This window comes from Mucilaginibacter sp., from assembly GCF_965277465.1.
Classification (GTDB): Bacteria; Bacteroidota; Bacteroidia; order Sphingobacteriales; family Sphingobacteriaceae; genus Mucilaginibacter.
Window position 1 is genome coordinate 1,191,452 of the sequence record NZ_CBDICW010000002.1, and the last position, 19,457, is coordinate 1,210,908.

General features: G+C 40.1%; 21 protein-coding genes. 9 read left to right on the forward strand and 12 right to left on the reverse strand.

Features of this window, described 5'->3' with window-relative positions:
- Positions 1 to 18 precede the first annotated feature (18 nt).
- Genes ACQY4U_RS17670 through ACQY4U_RS17680 form a run of 3 tightly spaced genes read left to right on the forward strand, consistent with a single transcriptional unit; the run spans position 19 to position 1,846 of the window.
- Positions 19 to 687, forward strand: coding sequence for an ABC transporter ATP-binding protein (locus tag ACQY4U_RS17670; protein ID WP_428330775.1), 669 nt, complete (start codon positions 19 to 21; stop codon positions 685 to 687).
- On the forward strand, positions 684 to 995 hold the full coding sequence (locus tag ACQY4U_RS17675; RefSeq protein ID WP_428330776.1) for a hypothetical protein: 312 nt from the start codon (positions 684 to 686) through the stop codon (positions 993 to 995). Before ACQY4U_RS17670 ends, ACQY4U_RS17675 begins: the two co-directional genes overlap by 4 nt.
- Before the next feature lie 11 nt (positions 996 to 1,006).
- The gene (locus ACQY4U_RS17680; RefSeq protein ID WP_428330777.1) at positions 1,007 to 1,846 is read left to right on the forward strand and encodes an MBL fold metallo-hydrolase; all 840 of its coding nucleotides are present in this window, start codon (positions 1,007 to 1,009) and stop codon (positions 1,844 to 1,846) included.
- 5 nt (positions 1,847 to 1,851) lie between these two features.
- Here the strand turns inward: ACQY4U_RS17680 and ACQY4U_RS17685 are convergent, their stop codons facing one another.
- Genes ACQY4U_RS17685 through ACQY4U_RS17695 form a run of 3 tightly spaced genes read right to left on the reverse strand, consistent with a single transcriptional unit; the run spans position 1,852 to position 3,449 of the window.
- Complete coding sequence (locus ACQY4U_RS17685) at positions 1,852 to 2,562, reverse strand: CPBP family glutamic-type intramembrane protease (protein ID WP_428330778.1); 711 nt, start codon at positions 2,560 to 2,562, stop codon at positions 1,852 to 1,854.
- 29 nt (positions 2,563 to 2,591) lie between these two features.
- Entirely contained in the window at positions 2,592 to 2,795 is a 204-nt protein-coding gene (locus ACQY4U_RS17690; protein WP_428330779.1) for a helix-turn-helix domain-containing protein, read from the reverse strand.
- Between the two features lie 3 nt (positions 2,796 to 2,798).
- Entirely contained in the window at positions 2,799 to 3,449 is a 651-nt protein-coding gene (locus ACQY4U_RS17695; RefSeq protein ID WP_428330780.1) for a DUF2975 domain-containing protein, read from the reverse strand.
- A 408-nt stretch (positions 3,450 to 3,857) separates the two neighbouring features.
- On the opposite strand from ACQY4U_RS17695, the gene ACQY4U_RS17700 reads away from it, so the two are divergent.
- From ACQY4U_RS17700 to smc, 4 genes are all read left to right on the forward strand, one after another.
- Entirely contained in the window at positions 3,858 to 4,718 is an 861-nt protein-coding gene (locus ACQY4U_RS17700) for a sigma-70 family RNA polymerase sigma factor (protein ID WP_428330781.1), read from the forward strand.
- Between the two features lie 110 nt (positions 4,719 to 4,828).
- Positions 4,829 to 5,536 (forward strand): deoxyribonuclease V, encoded by a 708-nt coding sequence (nfi, locus tag ACQY4U_RS17705; protein WP_428330782.1) that lies wholly within the window; start codon positions 4,829 to 4,831, stop codon positions 5,534 to 5,536.
- Between the two features lie 72 nt (positions 5,537 to 5,608).
- Positions 5,609 to 6,394 (forward strand): PhzF family phenazine biosynthesis protein, encoded by a 786-nt coding sequence (locus ACQY4U_RS17710; RefSeq protein WP_428330783.1) that lies wholly within the window; start codon positions 5,609 to 5,611, stop codon positions 6,392 to 6,394.
- A gap of 208 nt (positions 6,395 to 6,602) precedes the next feature.
- Positions 6,603 to 10,142, forward strand: coding sequence for a chromosome segregation protein SMC (smc, locus tag ACQY4U_RS17715; RefSeq protein ID WP_428330784.1), 3,540 nt, complete (start codon positions 6,603 to 6,605; stop codon positions 10,140 to 10,142).
- Between the two features lie 92 nt (positions 10,143 to 10,234).
- Here the strand turns inward: smc and ACQY4U_RS17720 are convergent, their stop codons facing one another.
- Both ACQY4U_RS17720 and ACQY4U_RS17725 read right to left on the reverse strand, forming a co-directional pair.
- Positions 10,235 to 11,803, reverse strand: coding sequence for a S41 family peptidase (locus ACQY4U_RS17720; protein ID WP_428330785.1), 1,569 nt, complete (start codon positions 11,801 to 11,803; stop codon positions 10,235 to 10,237).
- A 71-nt stretch (positions 11,804 to 11,874) separates the two neighbouring features.
- Positions 11,875 to 12,483, reverse strand: a complete 609-nt coding sequence (locus ACQY4U_RS17725) for an HAD hydrolase-like protein (RefSeq protein ID WP_428330786.1) — start codon at positions 12,481 to 12,483, stop codon at positions 11,875 to 11,877.
- Positions 12,484 to 12,620: 137 nt separating this feature from the next.
- Here ACQY4U_RS17725 and ACQY4U_RS17730 point away from each other — a divergent pair, with 137 nt between their 5' ends.
- Together ACQY4U_RS17730 and ACQY4U_RS17735 are read left to right on the forward strand one after the other, a co-directional pair.
- Positions 12,621 to 13,280, forward strand: coding sequence for a YdeI/OmpD-associated family protein (locus tag ACQY4U_RS17730; protein ID WP_428330787.1), 660 nt, complete (start codon positions 12,621 to 12,623; stop codon positions 13,278 to 13,280).
- Positions 13,281 to 13,355: 75 nt separating this feature from the next.
- Positions 13,356 to 13,586, forward strand: coding sequence for a VF530 family DNA-binding protein (locus ACQY4U_RS17735; protein WP_428330788.1), 231 nt, complete (start codon positions 13,356 to 13,358; stop codon positions 13,584 to 13,586).
- 65 nt (positions 13,587 to 13,651) lie between these two features.
- Here the strand turns inward: ACQY4U_RS17735 and ACQY4U_RS17740 are convergent, their stop codons facing one another.
- The 7 genes from ACQY4U_RS17740 to ACQY4U_RS17770 all read right to left on the reverse strand — a co-directional run bounded on the left by ACQY4U_RS17740 (position 13,652) and on the right by ACQY4U_RS17770 (position 19,226).
- Positions 13,652 to 14,962: a DEAD/DEAH box helicase gene (locus ACQY4U_RS17740; RefSeq protein ID WP_428330789.1), complete on the reverse strand. Its 1,311-nt coding sequence runs from the start codon at positions 14,960 to 14,962 to the stop codon at positions 13,652 to 13,654.
- A gap of 90 nt (positions 14,963 to 15,052) precedes the next feature.
- Positions 15,053 to 15,862 (reverse strand): tRNA pseudouridine synthase A, encoded by an 810-nt coding sequence (locus ACQY4U_RS17745; RefSeq protein ID WP_428330790.1) that lies wholly within the window; start codon positions 15,860 to 15,862, stop codon positions 15,053 to 15,055.
- Between the two features lie 161 nt (positions 15,863 to 16,023).
- Positions 16,024 to 17,406: a dipeptidase gene (locus ACQY4U_RS17750; protein WP_428330791.1), complete on the reverse strand. Its 1,383-nt coding sequence runs from the start codon at positions 17,404 to 17,406 to the stop codon at positions 16,024 to 16,026.
- A gap of 126 nt (positions 17,407 to 17,532) precedes the next feature.
- Positions 17,533 to 18,639, reverse strand: coding sequence for a hypothetical protein (locus ACQY4U_RS17755; RefSeq protein WP_428330792.1), 1,107 nt, complete (start codon positions 18,637 to 18,639; stop codon positions 17,533 to 17,535).
- A gap of 71 nt (positions 18,640 to 18,710) precedes the next feature.
- Positions 18,711 to 18,854 carry a hypothetical protein gene (locus ACQY4U_RS17760; RefSeq protein ID WP_428330793.1) on the reverse strand — a complete coding sequence of 48 codons (144 nt, stop codon included), beginning with the start codon at positions 18,852 to 18,854 and terminating at the stop codon, positions 18,711 to 18,713.
- A gap of 44 nt (positions 18,855 to 18,898) precedes the next feature.
- On the reverse strand, positions 18,899 to 19,048 hold the full coding sequence (locus ACQY4U_RS17765; RefSeq protein WP_428330794.1) for a hypothetical protein: 150 nt from the start codon (positions 19,046 to 19,048) through the stop codon (positions 18,899 to 18,901).
- Positions 19,049 to 19,076: 28 nt separating this feature from the next.
- Positions 19,077 to 19,226 (reverse strand): hypothetical protein, encoded by a 150-nt coding sequence (locus ACQY4U_RS17770; protein ID WP_428330795.1) that lies wholly within the window; start codon positions 19,224 to 19,226, stop codon positions 19,077 to 19,079.
- Between the last annotated feature and the right edge of the window lie 231 nt (positions 19,227 to 19,457).

The following is a 19,457-nucleotide window of genomic DNA, read 5'->3' on the forward strand; positions in this document are numbered from 1 at the left end:
AACCATTACATTTGCTTTATGCTCAAAGCCCATAATATCCATAAATCATACGGACAGCTCCAAATACTTAAGGGGGTTGACTTTGAAGTTAATAAAGGCGAAATTGTGACCATTGTAGGTGCCTCGGGCGCCGGTAAAAGTACCCTGCTGAATATATTAGGGACTTTAGACAGGCCAGACTCGGGCCAGCTTTTTATTGATAATGTTGAAGTAAGCGGGCTTAATAATAAAAACCTGAGCACCTTCCGCAACCAGCGCATTGGCTTTATTTTTCAGTTCCACCACCTGTTGGGCGAGTTTGATGCCATTGAAAATGTTTGTATACCGGCATTTATTGCAGGTACCGCACGCAAGGAAGCCGAAGCAAGGGCTACCGAATTATTAAAATTATTAGGTCTTGGCCACAGGCTTAACCATAAACCTAACGAACTATCGGGCGGGGAGCAGCAGCGGGTAGCGGTGGCGCGGGCGCTTATCAATAAGCCATCAATTATATTTGCCGATGAACCTTCCGGAAATTTAGATTCGGCCAATACGATGGAGCTGCACCAGCTTTTTATAAAGCTAAGGGATGAGTTTGAGCAAACCTTTGTGATAGTTACCCACAATCAGGACCTGGCCGATCTGTCTGATCGTACGGTTATAATGAAAGATGGTTTAATAGTTGATCAATTAACTACCAGGTGAATACGTTAATAACAGCAGCAAGCTCGGCAAAGGCGCATCAGCTTAAAAATAAATTGGGTACAGAAAGTATTATCCTGGGCGATTTTATGGACCTGCCTGCCTTTATGCTAAAGCAAACAGGCATGGTTAAACTGCCCGGCCCGCAATCAGTTGCCTATACCCACGAGATGCTTACTTTATGCCTTGATAAGGGTATAAACAAAGTATATACATTAACCCAGGATGAGTTTGACACCCTTAACAAGGCTGCTCAATTGTTTAATGAATATGGCATTGAGATAGTTAACGGACTATTGGCTATTGATTAACCGCATAAAAAATGGAACTACATACTATAGATACCGGGTTTTTTAAATTAGATGGTGGCGCTATGTTTGGCGTGGTGCCTAAAGCTATATGGAATAAAAGCAACCCTGCCGACCAAAATAATTTATGTACCTGGGCCATGCGCTGCCTGCTTATTGAGGGTGGCGATAAACTCATATTGGTTGATACCGGGATAGGGAATAAGCAGGATGAAAAGTTTTTTAGTCATTATTATTTACATGGCGATGCCACGCTTGATAGCTCACTGGCTGCAAAAGGCTTTAACAGAAACGATATTACCGATGTGTTTTTAACCCACCTGCATTTTGACCACGTTGGCGGTGCCGTTGAAAGGAGCGGGGATAAGCTGCTGCCCGCATTTAAAAATGCAACTTACTGGAGCAACCCCCAGCATTGGGAATGGGCAGTTAACCCTAATGAACGTGAAAAGGCATCGTTTTTAAAAGATAATATATTACCCATACAGCAAAGCGGCCAGCTTAAATTTGTTGCTGCCGAAGATGGTGTTCAATTTAGCAAGGATATGAGCATCCGTTTTGTTTACGGGCACACTGATGCCATGATGCTGCCTTTAATTAATTACAAGGGCAGGTCTGTGTTGTACATGGCCGATCTGCTGCCATCAACCGGGCATATTCCGTTGCCGTATGTAATGGCTTATGATATGTTCCCGCTTAAAACACTTACCGAAAAAAAGATCTTCCTGAATGAGGCCGTTGAAAAAGAATTAGTGCTGTTTTTAGAGCACGACCCCATAAATGAGTGCTGTACCTTGCAGCAAACCGAAAAGGGAATACGTTTAAAGGATGCTTTTAAACTAAGTGACCTGTAATACTATTAATGGTAGGCCAGCAATACAAAAACGCTGTTTATTAAGGAGTGCAATACAATTCCCCATATAAAACCATTTTTAAAACGCATGTAGGTTAATCCCCAGCCCATAACTAATTGTGGGATTACATACAAAGGATAGATCCATAATAAAGTAATATCAATTGGGTGAAAGTTTAAAATATGCATCAACCCGAATAAACAGATGGACGCAATGATCCATCTTTTTTTGTTTTTGGCCGAAACTGCTAAATCTTCATTGGGTATAAGCAGTAAACACACTACATAAATTACGGCTGCAATAGCAATTTCAATTGCCACCCGTAACATTATATCTTTAGGGTGAAAAAATGATCCGCTAAAATAAATCAGCGCAATAAAAAAGGCTATAACCACATGCTGCTTTTTAAAGGAGAGCGGCAGCCTGAAAATACTCTCTTCAAAAAAAGGCGCAAAAACTGCTGCAAAAATGTACGACCATAAAAAGCCCAGCTTATGGAACATAGCCTGAAACGTTTGCTTGTTTTGATTGCTCAGGCTTTTATGATGCAGCACGTTAACTACAAATTTATCGGCCAATAAAATAATGGGTGCTGCAACAAATATGGCCGCCACTAAAATTGCATAGGTTTTTAAAACCGAGGTTACCTTGCGTATAAATACATGGTTTTGATCAAGGCTGGGGAAGCGTTCAATAGCAAAAAGTTCTTCTAACATGGGTGGTTATATTGATTAGGGATAGGTTGTTAATTTGCATACTCCAAAAGGTCGCCGGGCTGGCAATCCAATGCTTTGCAAATAGCTTCGAGGGTTTCAATCCGTATGGCCTTTGCTTTCCCGGTTTTTAATATGGATAAATTACTGATGGTAATGCCAACCTTATCGCTCAGCTCATTGAGCGACATTTTTCTTTTGGCCATCATCACATCAAGATTAATAATAATTGGCATGGTTTATATGGTTAGTTCCTGTTCTTCCTTTAACTGGGCGCCTTGTTTAAATGCTTCGGCAACTATCAGCACCAATAAACCGCACATCAGTATTTCAAAGCTAAAGGCAGCATTATTTAATATAATTACCGGCGAATTTACCAAGCTTTTATAACAGATCAGGCTTTCCTGCTGGTAGGCATAATCAACTAATGAAAAGGCTATCATTAATATCCCCGCCTGCCTGATAAGCTTTAATGGCCTGCTTTCAAAAATAGAACCTTCGTAAATATGATAGATAATTTTGTTAATAACATAGGCTATCCTTATCAGTAGTAAAAGCAGCGCCAATACAAAAAAGCCATTTAAGAATGAGAGCCAGAATGGTGTGTTTAGCATTTTTGAATTTACCCTGATGTCGGCACTCATCTTTATATCTTCTAATTTATAATCCGGGTTTAGCAGCATTTCGTTGTTTTTAACAATGCTGATCAGGCTCGGATCAATGCTTGCTTCGGGGATAACCGTAGTTTCTGTATTGTTTTTATTTTCATGGCCCATACCAGCGTTATAGCCTTCCCTGAAACCTTTGTAAAACCCTGCTGCGGCATCCTGAAAAAATAATGCTGCAAACACCAAGTAAACAGCAATTTGTAATAGCCTGACTTTTTTCATTATGATAATTTAAGTATACAAATAAAGTGCTTAATTTATTACAAAACAAAATATATTTATTGATTTACAATAAATATTAATCGCTTATCAGTTTTTTAGCTAAAGTGGGGATAATTAGTGTTAAAACTTTTTTTTGATGAAATGGTTGAGGATAAATATATTTTGTATATTCAACTCGACGCTTAAAAAGGTGGTGCGAATGAGAGAAAAGCGATACTTTATAAAAGGAAAATTATTATAAATAACCGATAGTAATGAAGAGGTGGCGACACCACAAAAACCGTGCAATAAATGTCATATAATCAATAAAATATAGCAATATTTTTTAGTAAAAGATAATAAATAAATCACACAATTGCATAGTTTTGCACGTTCAATTTCAAAAAGTAAAAATCGAGGTTTTAATAAATGAGACAACTCAAAATAACCCAATCCATTACCAACCGTGAGTCGCAATCACTTGACAAATACTTACACGAAATTGGTAAGGTTGACCTGATAACAGCCGAAGAAGAAGTAATATTAGCCCAAAAAATACGCGAAGGTGATCAGGCTGCTTTAGAGCGCCTGACAAAAACCAACCTTCGTTTTGTTGTTTCTGTTGCTAAACAATATCAAAACCAGGGTTTAACACTTGGTGATTTAATAAATGAAGGTAACCTTGGTTTAATTAAAGCTGCAAAGCGCTTTGACGAAACCAAAGGTTTTAAATTTATATCATACGCCGTATGGTGGATCCGTCAATCCATATTGCAGGCCATTGCCGAACAATCACGTATTGTACGTTTACCATTAAACCAGGTAGGCTCATTAAGTAAGATAAGTAAAGCATTTTCAAAACTTGAGCAGGAATTTGAGCGCGAACCATCGCCGGAGGAGCTTGCAGATATGCTTGAAACCACTGTTGATAAGATCTCTGATACCTTAAGTAACTCGGGCCGCCATGTATCTATGGATGCGCCGTTTGTACAGGGTGAAGAAAATACACTGCTTGATGTATTGGAAAACCAGGAGCCGAATACGGATTCAATCCTGATCAATGAATCATTATCTGAAGAAATTAAACGCTCTCTTTCAACTTTAACCGAACGCGAGCGCGAGATCATTGTGTTGTTTTTCGGTTTAGGGTCAAATCATCCCTTATCATTAGAAGAAATAGGTGAAAAGTTTAACCTTACCCGTGAGCGTGTAAGACAGATTAAAGATAAGGCTTTACAACGCCTGCGTCATACTTCCCGCAGCAAGATCCTGAAATCATATTTAGGATAAGAGCTTAAAAGCATTTAAAGGCCGGGTTTCATTTTTGAAAACCCGGCCTTTTTTGTTTTATATCCTGGTGTTTTAAATGAACACTCATTGCTTTTTTGTGTTGATTACAAATGGATCCATCCGCTTATGAAAGTTTAACAGCAGAACAGGCAATAGCCTATCAGCATCAGCTGCGTAAGCAAATTGAAATAAAACCGCTTAATACACCCATTAAAATAATTGGTGGGGCCGACATCTCCTTTAATAAATTTTCCGAAATAGTTTACGCAGGCATCGTGCTGTTCAAGTACCCGGAGCTTACTTTAATTAACCAGGTAACCGCTATCTGCAAAACAAAGTTTCCATATATCTCAGGTCTCCTGGCCTTTCGTGAAGTGCCCGCATTACTGCAAGCCTGGGAAAAACTACCGGTAAAACCTGATGTGATGGTGCTGGACGGGCAAGGCATAGCGCATGAGCGCCGTACCGGCATAGCAACACACTTTGGCGTGTTAACCAATACGCCTTCAATAGGGTGTGCTAAAAGTCGTTTAGCAGGCAGGTACACTGAGCCGGGGAATGAATTGTTTGACCAAAGCCCCATATATGATAAAGGTGAGCTGATAGGCATTGCCCTGCGCAGTAAAAAAAATTGTAATCCCATTTACGTTTCGCCGGGGCACCATATCAGTATGGAACAAAGTGTTGAGGTAATTAAAAATTGTATCCGTGGTTACCGCATACCCGAGCCAACCCGGCAGGCACACTTATTAGTAAATAAAATAAGAATTGCCGATGGCGAAAATTTAAACCCACAAATCAGTTTATTTGATCAATAATGTTTGTTAAGTAACTATATCCTCTTGATGAATTAATTACTTAAGTATACATTAGTGGTTTAAAACGATTGTATGAATATTCCTATATACCAGGCTGATGCCTTTACTGATACGTTATTTGGGGGTAATCCCGCTGCAATTTGTCCGCTTAAAGAATGGCTGCCCGATGCCGTTATGCAAAAAATTGCCATAGAAAATAACCTTGCCGAAACTGCTTTTTTTGTTAAAAATGATACCGGCTATAAACTAAGGTGGTTTACACCCGAATACGAGATAGATCTTTGCGGCCATGCCACGCTGGCATCGGCACATATACTTTTTACCGAGCTTGGACATAAGGAAGACGAGATTCATTTTGAAACCGTAAAGGCCGGCGTACTTACTGTTAAAAGAGATGATGATAAATACACGATGGATTTTCCGTCACGTCCACCGATCCATATTGAGGCGCCAAACGGTTTGGAAGCTGCACTTACCGAAAAGGAACCTGTTGAGGTTTTAAGATCAAGGGATTACTTTTTGGTTTATGAAACAGAGGATGATGTGCGCGATATATCTCCTGATTTTTTCGCCCTGTCAAAAATGGACACCGTTGGCGTAATTGTAACTGCACCCGGTAAAGATGTTGATTTTGTATCCCGCTTTTTTGCACCCGGCGCGGGTATTCCTGAAGACCCGGTAACTGGGTCGGCACATTGCAACCTGATCCCTTACTGGGCCGATAAATTAGGCAAAACCAAACTGCATGCTTTGCAGCTATCCGACCGTAAAGGTGAGATATGGTGCGAACTGAAAGGCGACCGCGTGCTGATGACCGGTAAAGCAGTTACTTATTTAAAAGGCGAGATATTTGTTTAGTTGGAAGTAGTTGAAGGCTAAAGGTAAAGGGTGAAAGGTATCGATATAAAGGTGTACGGTTGGCTTGGTAATTGAGCTTTCTTTGCAGCTGGTTTAACCTTTCTTTCCTGTGTTTTTGGCTCATCTGTCTCAATTAAAATATCGCATATAAAATCAATATTTATAGCTACTTTAAAAGTTCTGAATTTTAAGGATCATTATTGGATAAATGCAGCTTACTAAGTTAGAAATCAAGGGATTTAAGAGCTTTGGCGATAAGATCACCATTAATTTTAATGAGGGAGTAACTGCAATTGTGGGGCCCAATGGCTGCGGTAAATCAAACGTGGTCGATTCTATCCGCTGGGTATTGGGCGAGCAAAGCACCCGTACACTCCGTTCGGAGAAAATGGATAATGTGATATTTAACGGTACCAAAAGCCGTAAGGCCGCCAATCTTGCCGAGGTATCGCTCACTTTCGATAACACCAAAAATATTCTTCCTACTGATTTTTCGCAGGTAACCTTAACACGCAGGCTTTACCGCAGCGGCGAAAGCGAATACCGCTTAAACGATGTGCAGTGCCGCTTAAAGGATATTACCGATCTGTTTTTAGATACCGGTATCGGTGCTGATTCTTATTCTATCATCGAGTTAAAAATGATCGATGAGATCATCACCAACAAAGAAGGTTCGCGCCGTAATTTGTTTGAGGAAGCATCGGGCATTTCAAAATATAAACTCCGAAAAAAGCAAACCTTCAATAAGCTAAAGGATACGGAAACCGACCTGGAAAGGGTGGAGGACCTGCTTTTCGAAATAGAAAAAAACCTTAAGACACTCGAGAACCAGGCAAAAAAAACCGAACGCTATTACCGATTAAAGGAACAGTATAAATCGCTCAGCGTAATGCTGGCCTCGTTCCGGATCGTATCATTCAGCGAATCACTTAGTAAGATAGAAGATCAGGAGCAAAAACACCGGGTTGAAAAATCGGGCATCGTATCGCTGATTGATGGCTTTGAAGCCCGGTTACAGCAGCAAAAGTTAGATAGCGTTATCAAGGAGAAAAATCTTTCGGTGCAGCAAAAGGCCACTAACGAATATGTGTCGAAGATAAGGGCTTACGAGAGCGAAAAAAAGATCAAAAACGAGCAGCTTAAGTTTCAGCAGGATAAAGAATCGCGCTTGACTGAGGAGTTGGATAAAGATAAAACCCAGCTTAATCACGTATTTTATAATATAAAAAGGCTCTCGGAAGAAAAAGCGCAGGAAGATGAGAACCTGGAAGCCGTAAAGTTAAAGGTGGCCGACTTAAAAGAAGCGGTGGACGAGTTAAGGGCGCAGCAGCAATCGGCGCGGAACGAAATTACCGAGCTTACTAATATAAACACCCGTATACAGAACCAGGCCTATAAAACAGAGAAGGATCTGGATATTCTGCAAATTCAGCAGCAGGCTTTGGAGCAGGAAAGCCAGCGCAATATGGAAGATGCCACCAATAAGGAGGTAGAACTTTCGCATTTTAACCAGGTGGTTGAAGGGCTGGAAAACCGCGTTGAGGCTGCCGAAAAAGATTATAACGCAGTTGTTGAGTTTGAAAATGATCTGCAGCAGCAAATAACAAAAACTGCAGCCGAGGTAAGTACGGTACAGGAAGGGATCATCCGCGAGGGGCGTAAGTTAGATGCCAAGCAGAACGAATATAACCTTACCAAAAGTATGGTTGATAACCTGGAAGGTTTCCCGGAGTCGATCCGTTTTTTAAAGAAGAATACCGAGTGGTCAAAGAACGCGCCGCTATTTAGTGATATATTGTTTTGCCGCGAGGAGTATCGTATAGCTATTGAAAACTACCTGGAGCCATTAATGAACCACTATGTGGTTGATACATATGGCGAAGCTATAAAAGCCATCAATTTATTGAGTAATGCATCACAGGGGCGGGCGCAGTTCTTTGTGCTTAAAAATTATTCGGCGCAACCACCCCAAACAGTGGTTGATATAGAGGGAGCTATCCCTGCATTAAATGTGATTGAGGTTGATAAGCATTACCAGCCGCTTTGTGATCACCTGCTAAGCAATGTATATCTTGTTAATGACGAGAGCGAGCAGGCGCTTAATACAGCCGATCTGCCTGATGGGGTAGTGCTGATAGGCAAGAGCGGTAAATTCAATAAATCAAAATATGCTATGGCCGGTGGCTCTGTAGGTTTATTTGAGGGTAAACGCATTGGCCGCGCAAAAAACTTGGAAGCTTTATTAAAAGTTATTAAGCTGATTGATGTTGAGCTTTCTGATCTGAAAAGCAAGTTCGAATCCTTACAGAATAAGCTGTCTGCATTAAAAGCATCAGGCAAGGCAGCCGAGATCAAACAAAAGCAACAGGATCTTAACCTGTTAAATACCGAGCTGGTTACCGTGAAAACCCGGCAGGAACAATATCAAACCTTTATTGAAAACAGCCTTAACCGCAAGGATGATATTGCCCGTAAAATAACCAGCATAAAAGAAGAAATGCTTAGCCTGCAGCCAATGCTGGAGGATTTAAAAGGTCAGAAACAAACCCAGGCTGATTTGCTGGCTGAAAAGCAAATGGCATTTAATGAGCTTAACGAGTATGTTTCGGTGCAGTCAAATGCTTATAACCAGGAAAACATCCGGTTCCATCAGCAACAAAACAAGGTATCGGGTTTAATAAAAGATCTGGATTACCGCGAGGTACAAAAGGAAAGCCTGGAAGGCCGTATTAAACAAAACAATACCGAACTTGAAAAGGTAAAACTGGCCATACAAGAAAACCTGCAGCAGGCCGATAACTCGGATGATGACCTGTTAGGTATGTATGAGCAAAAGGAAGCATTAGAAAAAGCAACCCAGCAAGCCGAGCAGGAATATTATGCCTGGAAAGGGCAGATCTCTGAAACAGAAAATGAGATAACGGCCTTAAGGCGTAAAAAAGACAATGCCGAAATTATTGAGAACGAGCTTAAAGACGAACGCAATAACCTTAAGCTGGAACTCAATGCCTTGAAAGAACGCTTATCGGTTGAGTTTAATATTGATATAAATGAGCTGCCCGAAACAGAAATGGCAGAAGGCGAGAGTGAGCAGGAAATTAGGGAGAAGACCGAAAAGCTTAAAAAGCAGCTTGACGATTTTGGCGCCATTAACCCGCTTGCCGTTGAGGCTTATACCGAAATGAATGAGCGGTATACATTTATACAGGCTCAAAAAAAGGATTTGAGTGATGCTAAGGCATCGCTGTTAGCCACCATACAGGAGATTGATGATACGGCTAAAGAGAAATTCATGTCCTCGTTTATTTTGGTGCGGGAGAACTTTATAAAGGTATTCCGCTCCCTGTTTAACGAGGAAGATTCCTGCGATTTGGTGCTGACCGATCCATCGCGCCCGCTTGAGTCTGATATTGATATTATAGCCAAACCAAAAGGCAAGCGGCCATTATCAATTAACCAGCTCTCGGGCGGCGAAAAAACATTAACGGCCACTGCTATATTGTTTTCGCTTTACCTGTTAAAGCCTGCACCATTCTGTATTTTTGATGAGGTAGATGCCCCGCTTGATGATACCAATATTGATAAGTTTAACAATATCATCAGGACTTTTTCTAAAGAATCGCAATTCATTATTATCTCGCACAATAAACGCACCATAGCCAGTACCGATATTATTTACGGTGTAACTATGGTTGAGCAGGGTATCTCGCGCGTTGTTCCGGTTGATCTGCGCGAACTTGTAGATTAAAACACCAATCTTTAAAAAAAGTATTAAACAAAAAAGCGAAAGGTTGAAGCTGTATAAACTTCAACCTTTCACATTTAATATTTTGGCGTTTGTTATTTTTTATGAATTGTATTGGCCGTAACCCTTTTGTTAAATACCATGCCGTTAAAATGTGGCTTTGTAGCCCTGAATGTTTTGGCATTTGAATGCTGCAAAGCAAGCGGCTGGTTACTTTCAACCAGGTTTTGAACAACTTTGGTTGATGTGCTGTAAGTGCTTTTTTGTATGTAGTTTATAACATGGCTCAGCAATACTTCGCTTGGGTCGCCAAAATCTTTGGTATAATCATCATAAACTTCATAGCCGTTATAACCACCTGTTCCTGGTGTCATCCCTGCAAAATAACCACCTTGGTTGGCAGAGTTTACGGTAGCAAACTCAGGTGTATACATTACATATTTGTTGATATTTAGGCCGAAAAAGCCAACAGGTTTTCCGTAGGTAGTATCACCCACTAACTGTACATCCATTTTGGGGCGCAGGTTATTGATGGTTAATTCACTTGCCGAAGCTGTACCACCGGTTACAATAAAAAATACCCTGTTGGCAGCTAAGTTTCCTTTTTTAACAAAGTTTACGGTGTTGTTGGCAACTAACTGGCTAATTACATCAGCAAGGGTGTATAAACCGTTTGAATCGCTGTAAACCTGGTTTTTCAACAGTACATCTTTACCGCTTGTTAAAGTACTGTTGTAAGTTGTGCTGTACATTAATGAATTATTGCCCGATGCAGGTACAATCAGGTTATCCAAATATTCGGCAGTTGAAACATAACCACCACCATTATAACGCAGATCCACAGCAACATCAGTTACACCGGCAGTTGAAAAACTGGTAAAGGCTGCATCCAATTTTGAGTCTGCATTATCATCAGATGTAAAGCTGTTGAAAACAATATAGCCTAATTTGTGGCCGCTGCCCAAATCAAGTACCGTATCCTTTAATACCGGGTTTACAGTATATGATGCGGTAGAGATGGTAACATTGGCGCTGGTGCCATTAAGCTTTGTAACCGTCATGGTTAATGTGCTGGCATTAAAAATGGCATTATAAACCAGGTTATTATGCGCATTGGAACCCGTTCCGTATCCGGAGCCGTCGTATGATATGTTAGAGTTATTATTTACGCTGGTAATTTGGCAGCCACGTGTAAGGCCCGCGTTTGCCGCAGGTGATCCAGGGTAAACATACTCAATACGGATATCATTAACTCCCTGGTAGTTGTAATCAAAACCAAAATCGCCTTTTACACCGTTTAAGGCAGATGTTTCGGTTCCGTCATCAACAAATGAATATTTGGCCTGACCGGGGCTGTAGCTCACATATTCGTAAGGTTTACCCGTATTTGGGTTAATGGCATATTGCGATAAGGCATCCATCTCTTTCGATAATGCCAAAAAATCTGTTGATGCAGTAAATGCCCGCGGGTTAAACGTTGCGTATGATGGCAACTGATCAAACCACAGGTAATCTTCCTTAGTATAAAGGTAAACCGAATCCTTTATTAAATCCAGCGTGGTGCCGTTTTTAGTGGCAACGTTGGTATTGGTCTTTTTGTCTTTTTTACAAGCAGCAAATATGCCCGTTAAAAGTATAAGCGATAAGTAAAATATTTTTTTCATATAATGGGGTTTTAAATAGCTGCTGAATAGATTATTAAACGAAATATCGGCTGGTATGTTATTGTCCGAAGCTATAAAAAATCGGTTACATTCAAATAATCAATTCCTATTGATCCTGCGCAAAGCTGGTCGGTATCGGTGCCGCCTATCATTACCAAATCTCTTCTTTGTAAATCGTGTTCTTTCATTAACAGTTCAATAACATTTGTTTCAGGTTTGGGGGTGCTTTCGTCAGCAAAATAGGCAATTAAATATTGCTCGAGCCCGTGCCATTCGGTTTGTTTTATTTTGTTAAGCTGCTGTTCCGGGTTGCCGTTAGTAACAATGAATATCTTTTTCCGGTCTATAACGATCTCTTGCAGTAGATCGAGCATGTTTTTATAAAGCAGTAGTTTTAAGGGCAGCTTGGCTGTTTGTAAAAGATGCTGCAGGTTGTGCCTGAATCGTTCATCAATATGGAGCTTTTCTTTCAGGCGGTCAAATGCAAGTTCTTTACCATCCTCGTTATGTGCTTTAACCAACAGTTCTGTAATTTGATGGCTGCTCAGTAATTCGGTATATTCCATTAAGCTTGCAAACAGGTAATAAACCTGGTACAGGTAGTCCTTTTCCGGATAAAGCACATTATCCAGCTCGAAAATAAATGCCTTTTTACGGCCGTCAATATCACTGTATTTCATTGGTATTTGTTGATGCTGAAGCGTGCGATAAAAGATAATTTAAATCAGCACTTTGTTTCAGGCGGATAGCTGCAAACTTATTATTATTGTTGTAAATTTCGTGAGTTTTGTCTGCCTAAACTTTAATAAACCAAACAATGAGCATAATTGCAAAAAAACTACAGATCAAACCCGGCAAACGCTGGCTTTTTTATAGTGCGCCTGATAATTACCTGGCTGCCTTAGAACCTTTACCCGAGGGCGTAACTACCGACTTTTATATTGAAGATGAGCACGATGGGATACAATTATTTGTGATAAACCGTGATGAATTGAGTACCAGCTTAGGTATGATAGCCCGGGTATTAAAGCCGGATACTATTTTTTGGATCACTTATCCTAAAAAAAGTTCGGGCAGTAATTCTGATCTGCAAATAATGGGTAATTGGGATAGCCTGGATAAATATGGGTTGCAGGTTGTTGCCGCAATATCCATTGATCATTTCTGGACCGCATTGCGTATCAAACCAAAAGGATTATCGAAACTATCAGACAGCCGCAACGATGCCATAAAGCAAAACGAATATGCCAATTATATTGATGTAGATAATAAGCTGATCAGTTTGCCGGAAGCTATGCAGGCCGTATTGGCGCAATCGCCAAATGCAATGGCTTTTTATGAGTCATTATCCTACAGTAATAAAAAGGAATATGTTATATGGATCTTATCTGCAAAGCAGGAGAGTACCAAGCAGGAACGCCTTGTTAAGCTGGTTGAAAAATTATTAGACCAAAAGAAGAATCCATCAGAAAAGTAATGATGTATAGGAGGCACAAAGTATTGTGCCTCCTATACACAACTGTATTTCTTATATTTTGTAAATTTGCCGTATATGCAACAATCCAAAGATCCTCTTCACGGTAAAACTTTAGAAATGGTACTCAATGGCCTGGTTGCTCATTATGGCTGGCCTGAATTGGGCGAACGCATCCGTATCAATTGTTTTATATCCGAACCAAGCATTAAATCGAGCCTGAAGTTTTTACGCAAAACCGAATGGGCCCGAAAAAAGGTTGAAGACCTGTATGTAAGCACCCCATCAATTTATAGCGCAATTGATTAAAAAAAGGATTGCTGAACTTTCACTCTTAACCTTTTATCCTTCGCCTTTTAGCTTTAGCCTTTCCCTTATCCGTGTTTCTTTTTATTGTTCATCTTGGCCTTCTGTCCTGAACTGTAGTTATAGGTTTTAGAGTTTTCGGGCTTTTTTTGATGAAATGCTTCGCCGACTATTGGAGCAACTACTTTGTTTTTAGCCGGCTTTTTCTCTTCGGCTTCAATAGCCTTTTTATCTTTATCAATTACCAGGTTTTCGGGCAGTTCTTCAATAGGGAGTTTTTTACCTATAGCCTGCTCAATCCGCTTTACCATTGTAAGCTCTATATCGGTAGTAAAGGTTATAGCCAGGGTATCTTCTGCATTTTCACTCGAGCTGTAGGTTATGCGCTCAATAAAAGTTTCTTTTTCTTCAGGCAGCTCAAAGTGGATAATGAAAGGGACGCCTGTAATATCTGCCGCTTCACTTTCACCATTCACCATTATCAATACTTTTGCCTGTGCCGATAGTTTAAAATCTTCAATAGCCGCAAGGTTATTAAACTCAACCGACCATGAGTTTAGCAACGCTACCGAAGTTTTTTGACGGTTTTGTAACGTTCTGTAAATTTTTTCGGCTGTTTGGCGGGTATTTACAAAAACTATGGTTTTGGTAAACATCTCATCATCCTGCATAAATAAATTAAGCAGGTTTAGTTTTGTACCAAAATTAGGTACATGGTATAACATCTGCGGATAGGTATCAATACTGGTTTCTGTAAGTTCTTCAACCTCCACAATTGTTGCCGACCCCATAAACGGATCGATCATTTTATCAAGCTTATCATGCAATACCTCGGTAAAAACCAGGCGCTGGGCTTTGCCAATACTGTTGGCAAGCTCCACAACCGGTAGTTGCAAGCCTTGTTTAACAATCAGTTCAGCATCGTCAACAATAAAAAGTTCAACCTTGTTAAGGTTAAGGCCAAGCTTTAAATAAATGGCGCGGGCCCTGTCGGGTGTTGCAACCACAATATCGGCACCGTCGGCTAAGGCATTCATCTGGGTTTCAATACCCGGTGCAGCGTACAGGCCAACAATTAATACCGGCTTATTTTTATTAAGTAGCTCAAAACGTTCAATCACTTCCAGCACACGTTCTTTATCGGCCACCAATATCAATACACGCGGTACACCCTCTGATGAGTATTTTAAACGGTTTGAAACAGCTATAACATAGGTAGCAGTTTTACCGCTGCCTTCGGGCCCAACGGCAATAACATCCTGCCCGCCAAAAATGCGGGATAATGTTTTTTGCTGCATATCTTTTGGAGAATGATATCCCGCATCTGTTAACGATCGTATTAACTGTTTATTAAGCTTTAATTTTTCTGACCACGCCATCCGTTTATTATAAATATTTTAAGGGAGGGCAAAATTACCCATTTTACAGCTAAGTTTCAGATAATTAGTGCAATTGCTTATAAAATAGAACTATACAGGCTGCCAGGTGGCTGTTGTGATGCGCTGGAGGCTATCAGAAAAGCTTGTTGCCACCGGCAGATTGAGGTATGGATAGGTTACTTTTGACAGGTAAAGCCCTTGCGGATGCGCCGGAATAATGATCTTTGGCGTTTGTTTATTGATAAGGTAATACTCAAACTCATCAACGCTCATAGTGCCGCGGCCAATCTCAAGCAGGCGCCCAACTATTATTCTGACCATCCTGCTTAAAAAACGGTTAGCCGTTATCTGAAACCTTAACTTATCGCCGCTGCCATCAGTAAATAAACCTGCTGATGAAACATTGCAAATGGTATGGTCATTCTTATCGGGGCTTTTACAGAAACCCCTGTAATCGCTGTATTGGGGTAACAGGGCTACGGCAGCACTCATTTTAGCTACATCCAATTCTGGCTCAGCATAAAGCGAACTGAAACGACTTAAGAATGGATCCTTATAAGTATGGATAAAATAATCGTAAGTGCGCTGTACAGCATCAAATCTTGCATGGGGGAGGCCTTGCATCGGGATAATATCAAAAATGGCTATATCATCAGGCAGTACTTTATTGAGGCGAAAAAACAGGTCGAAATCCCATTCATTTTCAATATCAGTATGAAAAAAAAACTGGCTGGCATGCACATGTGCATCCGTACGGCCACAGCCATTAATGGTAATAGTTGTTTTTAATAGCTTGCCAAGCGCAGTTTCCAATACCTGCTGCACGTTTAAAAATCCGGGATGTTTTTGCCAGCCGCTGTAACGGGTACCATGATAAGCTATGTGAAAAAAGTATCGCAATTGCAGATGTTTTGAGGGCGTAAAATTAGCTATAATTTTTGACTGGCAATCTGACAGTCGGTTGCTTTCAGGCGAGTGAAAAATATCTCCCCGGCCTGCGGCCGCTAAAAACAAAAAAAGGCCATTCCGCGGAATGACCTTTTTTATAGAATGCTAAACAATTACTCAGCCTTGCTGGCCGATAGTGCTGTAAAGTGTTTATGGAAAAGCGGTATGGTTTCTATCCCCTTATAATAATTAAAAATATCATACTTCTCATTTGGCGAATGCAGTGCATCACTATCAAGCCCGAAACCCATTAATACGGTTTTAAGGCCTAATTCGGCTTCAAACAATGCTACAATAGGGATACTGCCACCACCACGGGTTGGTATAGCTTCTTTACCGAACGATTCGGAAATGGCCATTTGCGCCGCTTTGTAGGCAATACTGTCGGTAGGGGTAACAGCAGGTTCGCCACCATGATGCGGGGTTACCTTAACCTTAACAGATTTTGGTGCTATGCTTTCAAAATGATCAGTAAACAGTTTAGTTATTTCTTCGGATGTTTGATTGGGAACCAGCCTCATTGATATTTTGGCAAATGCTTTTGATGGCAGTACGGTCTTAGCGCCTTCGCCAATATAGCCGCCCCAAATGCCATTTACCTCAAGGGTAGGGCGGGTGCCGGTACGCTCAAAGGTGGTATAACCTTTTTCGCCCCAAAGCTCGGCAACATCCAGATCTTTTTTGTATTCCGTTTCATCGTAAGGGGCGTTGTTCAAGGCCTTGCGTTCCGCATCGGTCAAATCAACCACCTTATTGTAAAAACCGGGGATGGTAATGTGGTTATTCTCATCATGCATAGAGGCTATCATTTTTGCCAGTATGGTGGCAGGGTTAGCCACGGCGCCACCATATACACCTGAGTGCAGATCGCGATTTGGTCCAACCACTTCAACCTCAAGATATGATAAACCACGCAGACCGGTTTCGAGTGATGGGTTTTCCATGCTGATCATGGAGGTATCAGATATAAGCACCACATCAGCCTTCAGGCGAATTTTGTTTTGTTTTACAAATATGCCCAGGTTGTTTGATCCTACCTCTTCTTCGCCCTCAATCATAAATTTGATGTTGCAGGGCAGGCTATTGGTTTGCATCATCAGTTCAAATGCCTTTATGTGCATATAAAACTGACCTTTATCGTCACATGCGCCACGGGCATATATTTTACCATCGCGAATGGTGGGTTCAAAGGGTGGGGTTTTCCAAAGTTCTAAAGGATCGGGTGGTTGCACATCATAATGGCCATATACCAAAACGGTAGGTTTTGATGCGTCAATTATTTTTTCGCCATATACAATAGGGTATCCGGCAGTTTGGCAAACTTCTACATTGTCGGCACCTGCGCTGCGAAGCTTATCGGCTACAAATTCGGCAGTTTTTAGTACTTCTGGTTTGTATTTTGGATCAGCACTAACTGATGGGAAACGCAGCAGATCAAACAATTCATCTAACAGACGTTGTTTGTGCTGCTCAACATACTCTTTTATAAGCTGCATATTTATCAATTTGAAGCAAATATAGAGTTTGTTTCGGGAGATGGAAGAATACAAGGTCCCATAAACAAAAAGCCCGGACAATGCCCAGGCTTTAAAGTATTTTAAAAGGATTACTATGAAATAAGATTAGTTCAAATCAGCAGTACCGATATCTTTTTTGTCATTCAGGTCAGCAGTACCGATATCTTTCTTATCATTCAGGTCAGCAGTACCGATATCTTTCTTATCATTCAGGTCAGCAGTACCAATGTCTTTTTTGTCGTTCAGATCAGCAGTACCGATGTCTTTTTTGTCATTCAGGTCAGCAGTACCGATGTCTTTCTTATCGTTTAAGTCAGCAGTACCGATGTCTTTCTTATCGTTTAAGTCAGCAGTACCAATATCTTTTTTATCATTTAAGTCAGCAGTGCCAATATCTTTCTTGTCGTTCAAATCAGCAGTACCAATATCTTTCTTGTCATTTAAGTCAGCAGTGCCAATATCTTTCTTGTCATTCAGGTCAGCAGTACCAATATCTTTCTTGTCATTTAAGTCAGCAGTGCCAATATCTTTCTTATCATTAAGGTCAGCAGTACCAATATCTTTCTTGTCATTTAAGTCAGCAGTGCCAATATCTTTCTTATCATTAAGGTCAGCAGTACCAATATCTTTCTTATCGTTCAAATCAGCAGTACCAATATCTTTCTTATCGTTCAAGTCAGCAGTACCAATATCTTTTTTATCATTTAAGTCAGCAGTGCCAATATCTTTCTTGTCGTTCAAATCAGCAGTACCAATATCTTTCTTGTCATTTAAGTCAGCAGTGCCAATATCTTTCTTGTCATTCAGGTCAGCAGTACCAATATCTTTCTTGTCATTTAAGTCAGCAGTGCCAATATCTTTCTTATCATTAAGGTCAGCAGTACCAATATCTTTCTTGTCATTTAAGTCAGCAGTGCCAATATCTTTCTTATCATTAAGGTCAGCAGTACCAATATCTTTCTTATCGTTCAAATCAGCAGTACCAATATCTTTCTTATCGTTCAGGTCAGCAGTGCCAATGTCTTTCTTATCATTCAGGTCAGCAGTACCGATGTCTTTTTTGTCATTCAGGTCAGCAGTACCAATGTCTTTTTTGTCATTGATGCTAACTGTGTAAGATGGTGTAAGGGCTTTTGAACGGATAGTTTGTGCAGATGATAAAAATGCAACTGAATTTAATATGATAATTGAAGAGAAGATTAATTTTTTCATGATGTTGTTGTGTAAGTATTATATGTTGTGTATGTGTTATCAATTGTTTGTTGTTTATTATTTTTTAATAATTAGTCGGCACTACCAATATCTTTTTTAGCTGATGCAGGGCTTGCATAAAAGGCAGTAGAGATTTTTAAGTCTGTTTGTTTACTGCATGATGCTAATAGGCCCATCCCTGAAATTACTGCGGCTATTAATAATATTTTTTTCATTGTTATATATTCAAGTAGTATATGCTTAACTAATAATTTATTCCTTAATCGGCGCTGCCAACATCTTTTCTGTTGTCGAGCAATGACGATTGTATAGTCAGATTTTTCAAATTCTGCGCGTTTTGGTGTTTTATGCCCGGAAACGCTATAACTGTTGAGCAAATTATTACCGCTGTTATAAGTATTTTTTTCATGTTGTTTAATTAAAAAACGTTAATAAAATTAATCAGCGCTACCTATATCTTTTTTAATATTACTTACGTATAAGGACGTGTTAAGGCCGTTAGTAAGCTTTACATCATTTTGAAAAGTAGTTGATGAAACTACCGCTATAGTGTAAATAACTACAGCAATGGCGATAAATTTTTTCATATTGATTAAAATTAATTGTAAATGTAACGATAAGTTAAATTAAAAACCTATCGTTATTGTTATGTATTTGTTAATTTTTACCGGAAAGTTAATTGTAGTTATTTAGTGTTCCTTCAGTTTAGAGCAACGAAAATCAGCTAGCCATAGCTGCCGATTGAACAATAAAATCACTTGAATATTAACTTACTGGTTGTCAATAATTTATCAGACACAAATATAGTATAGTTTTTT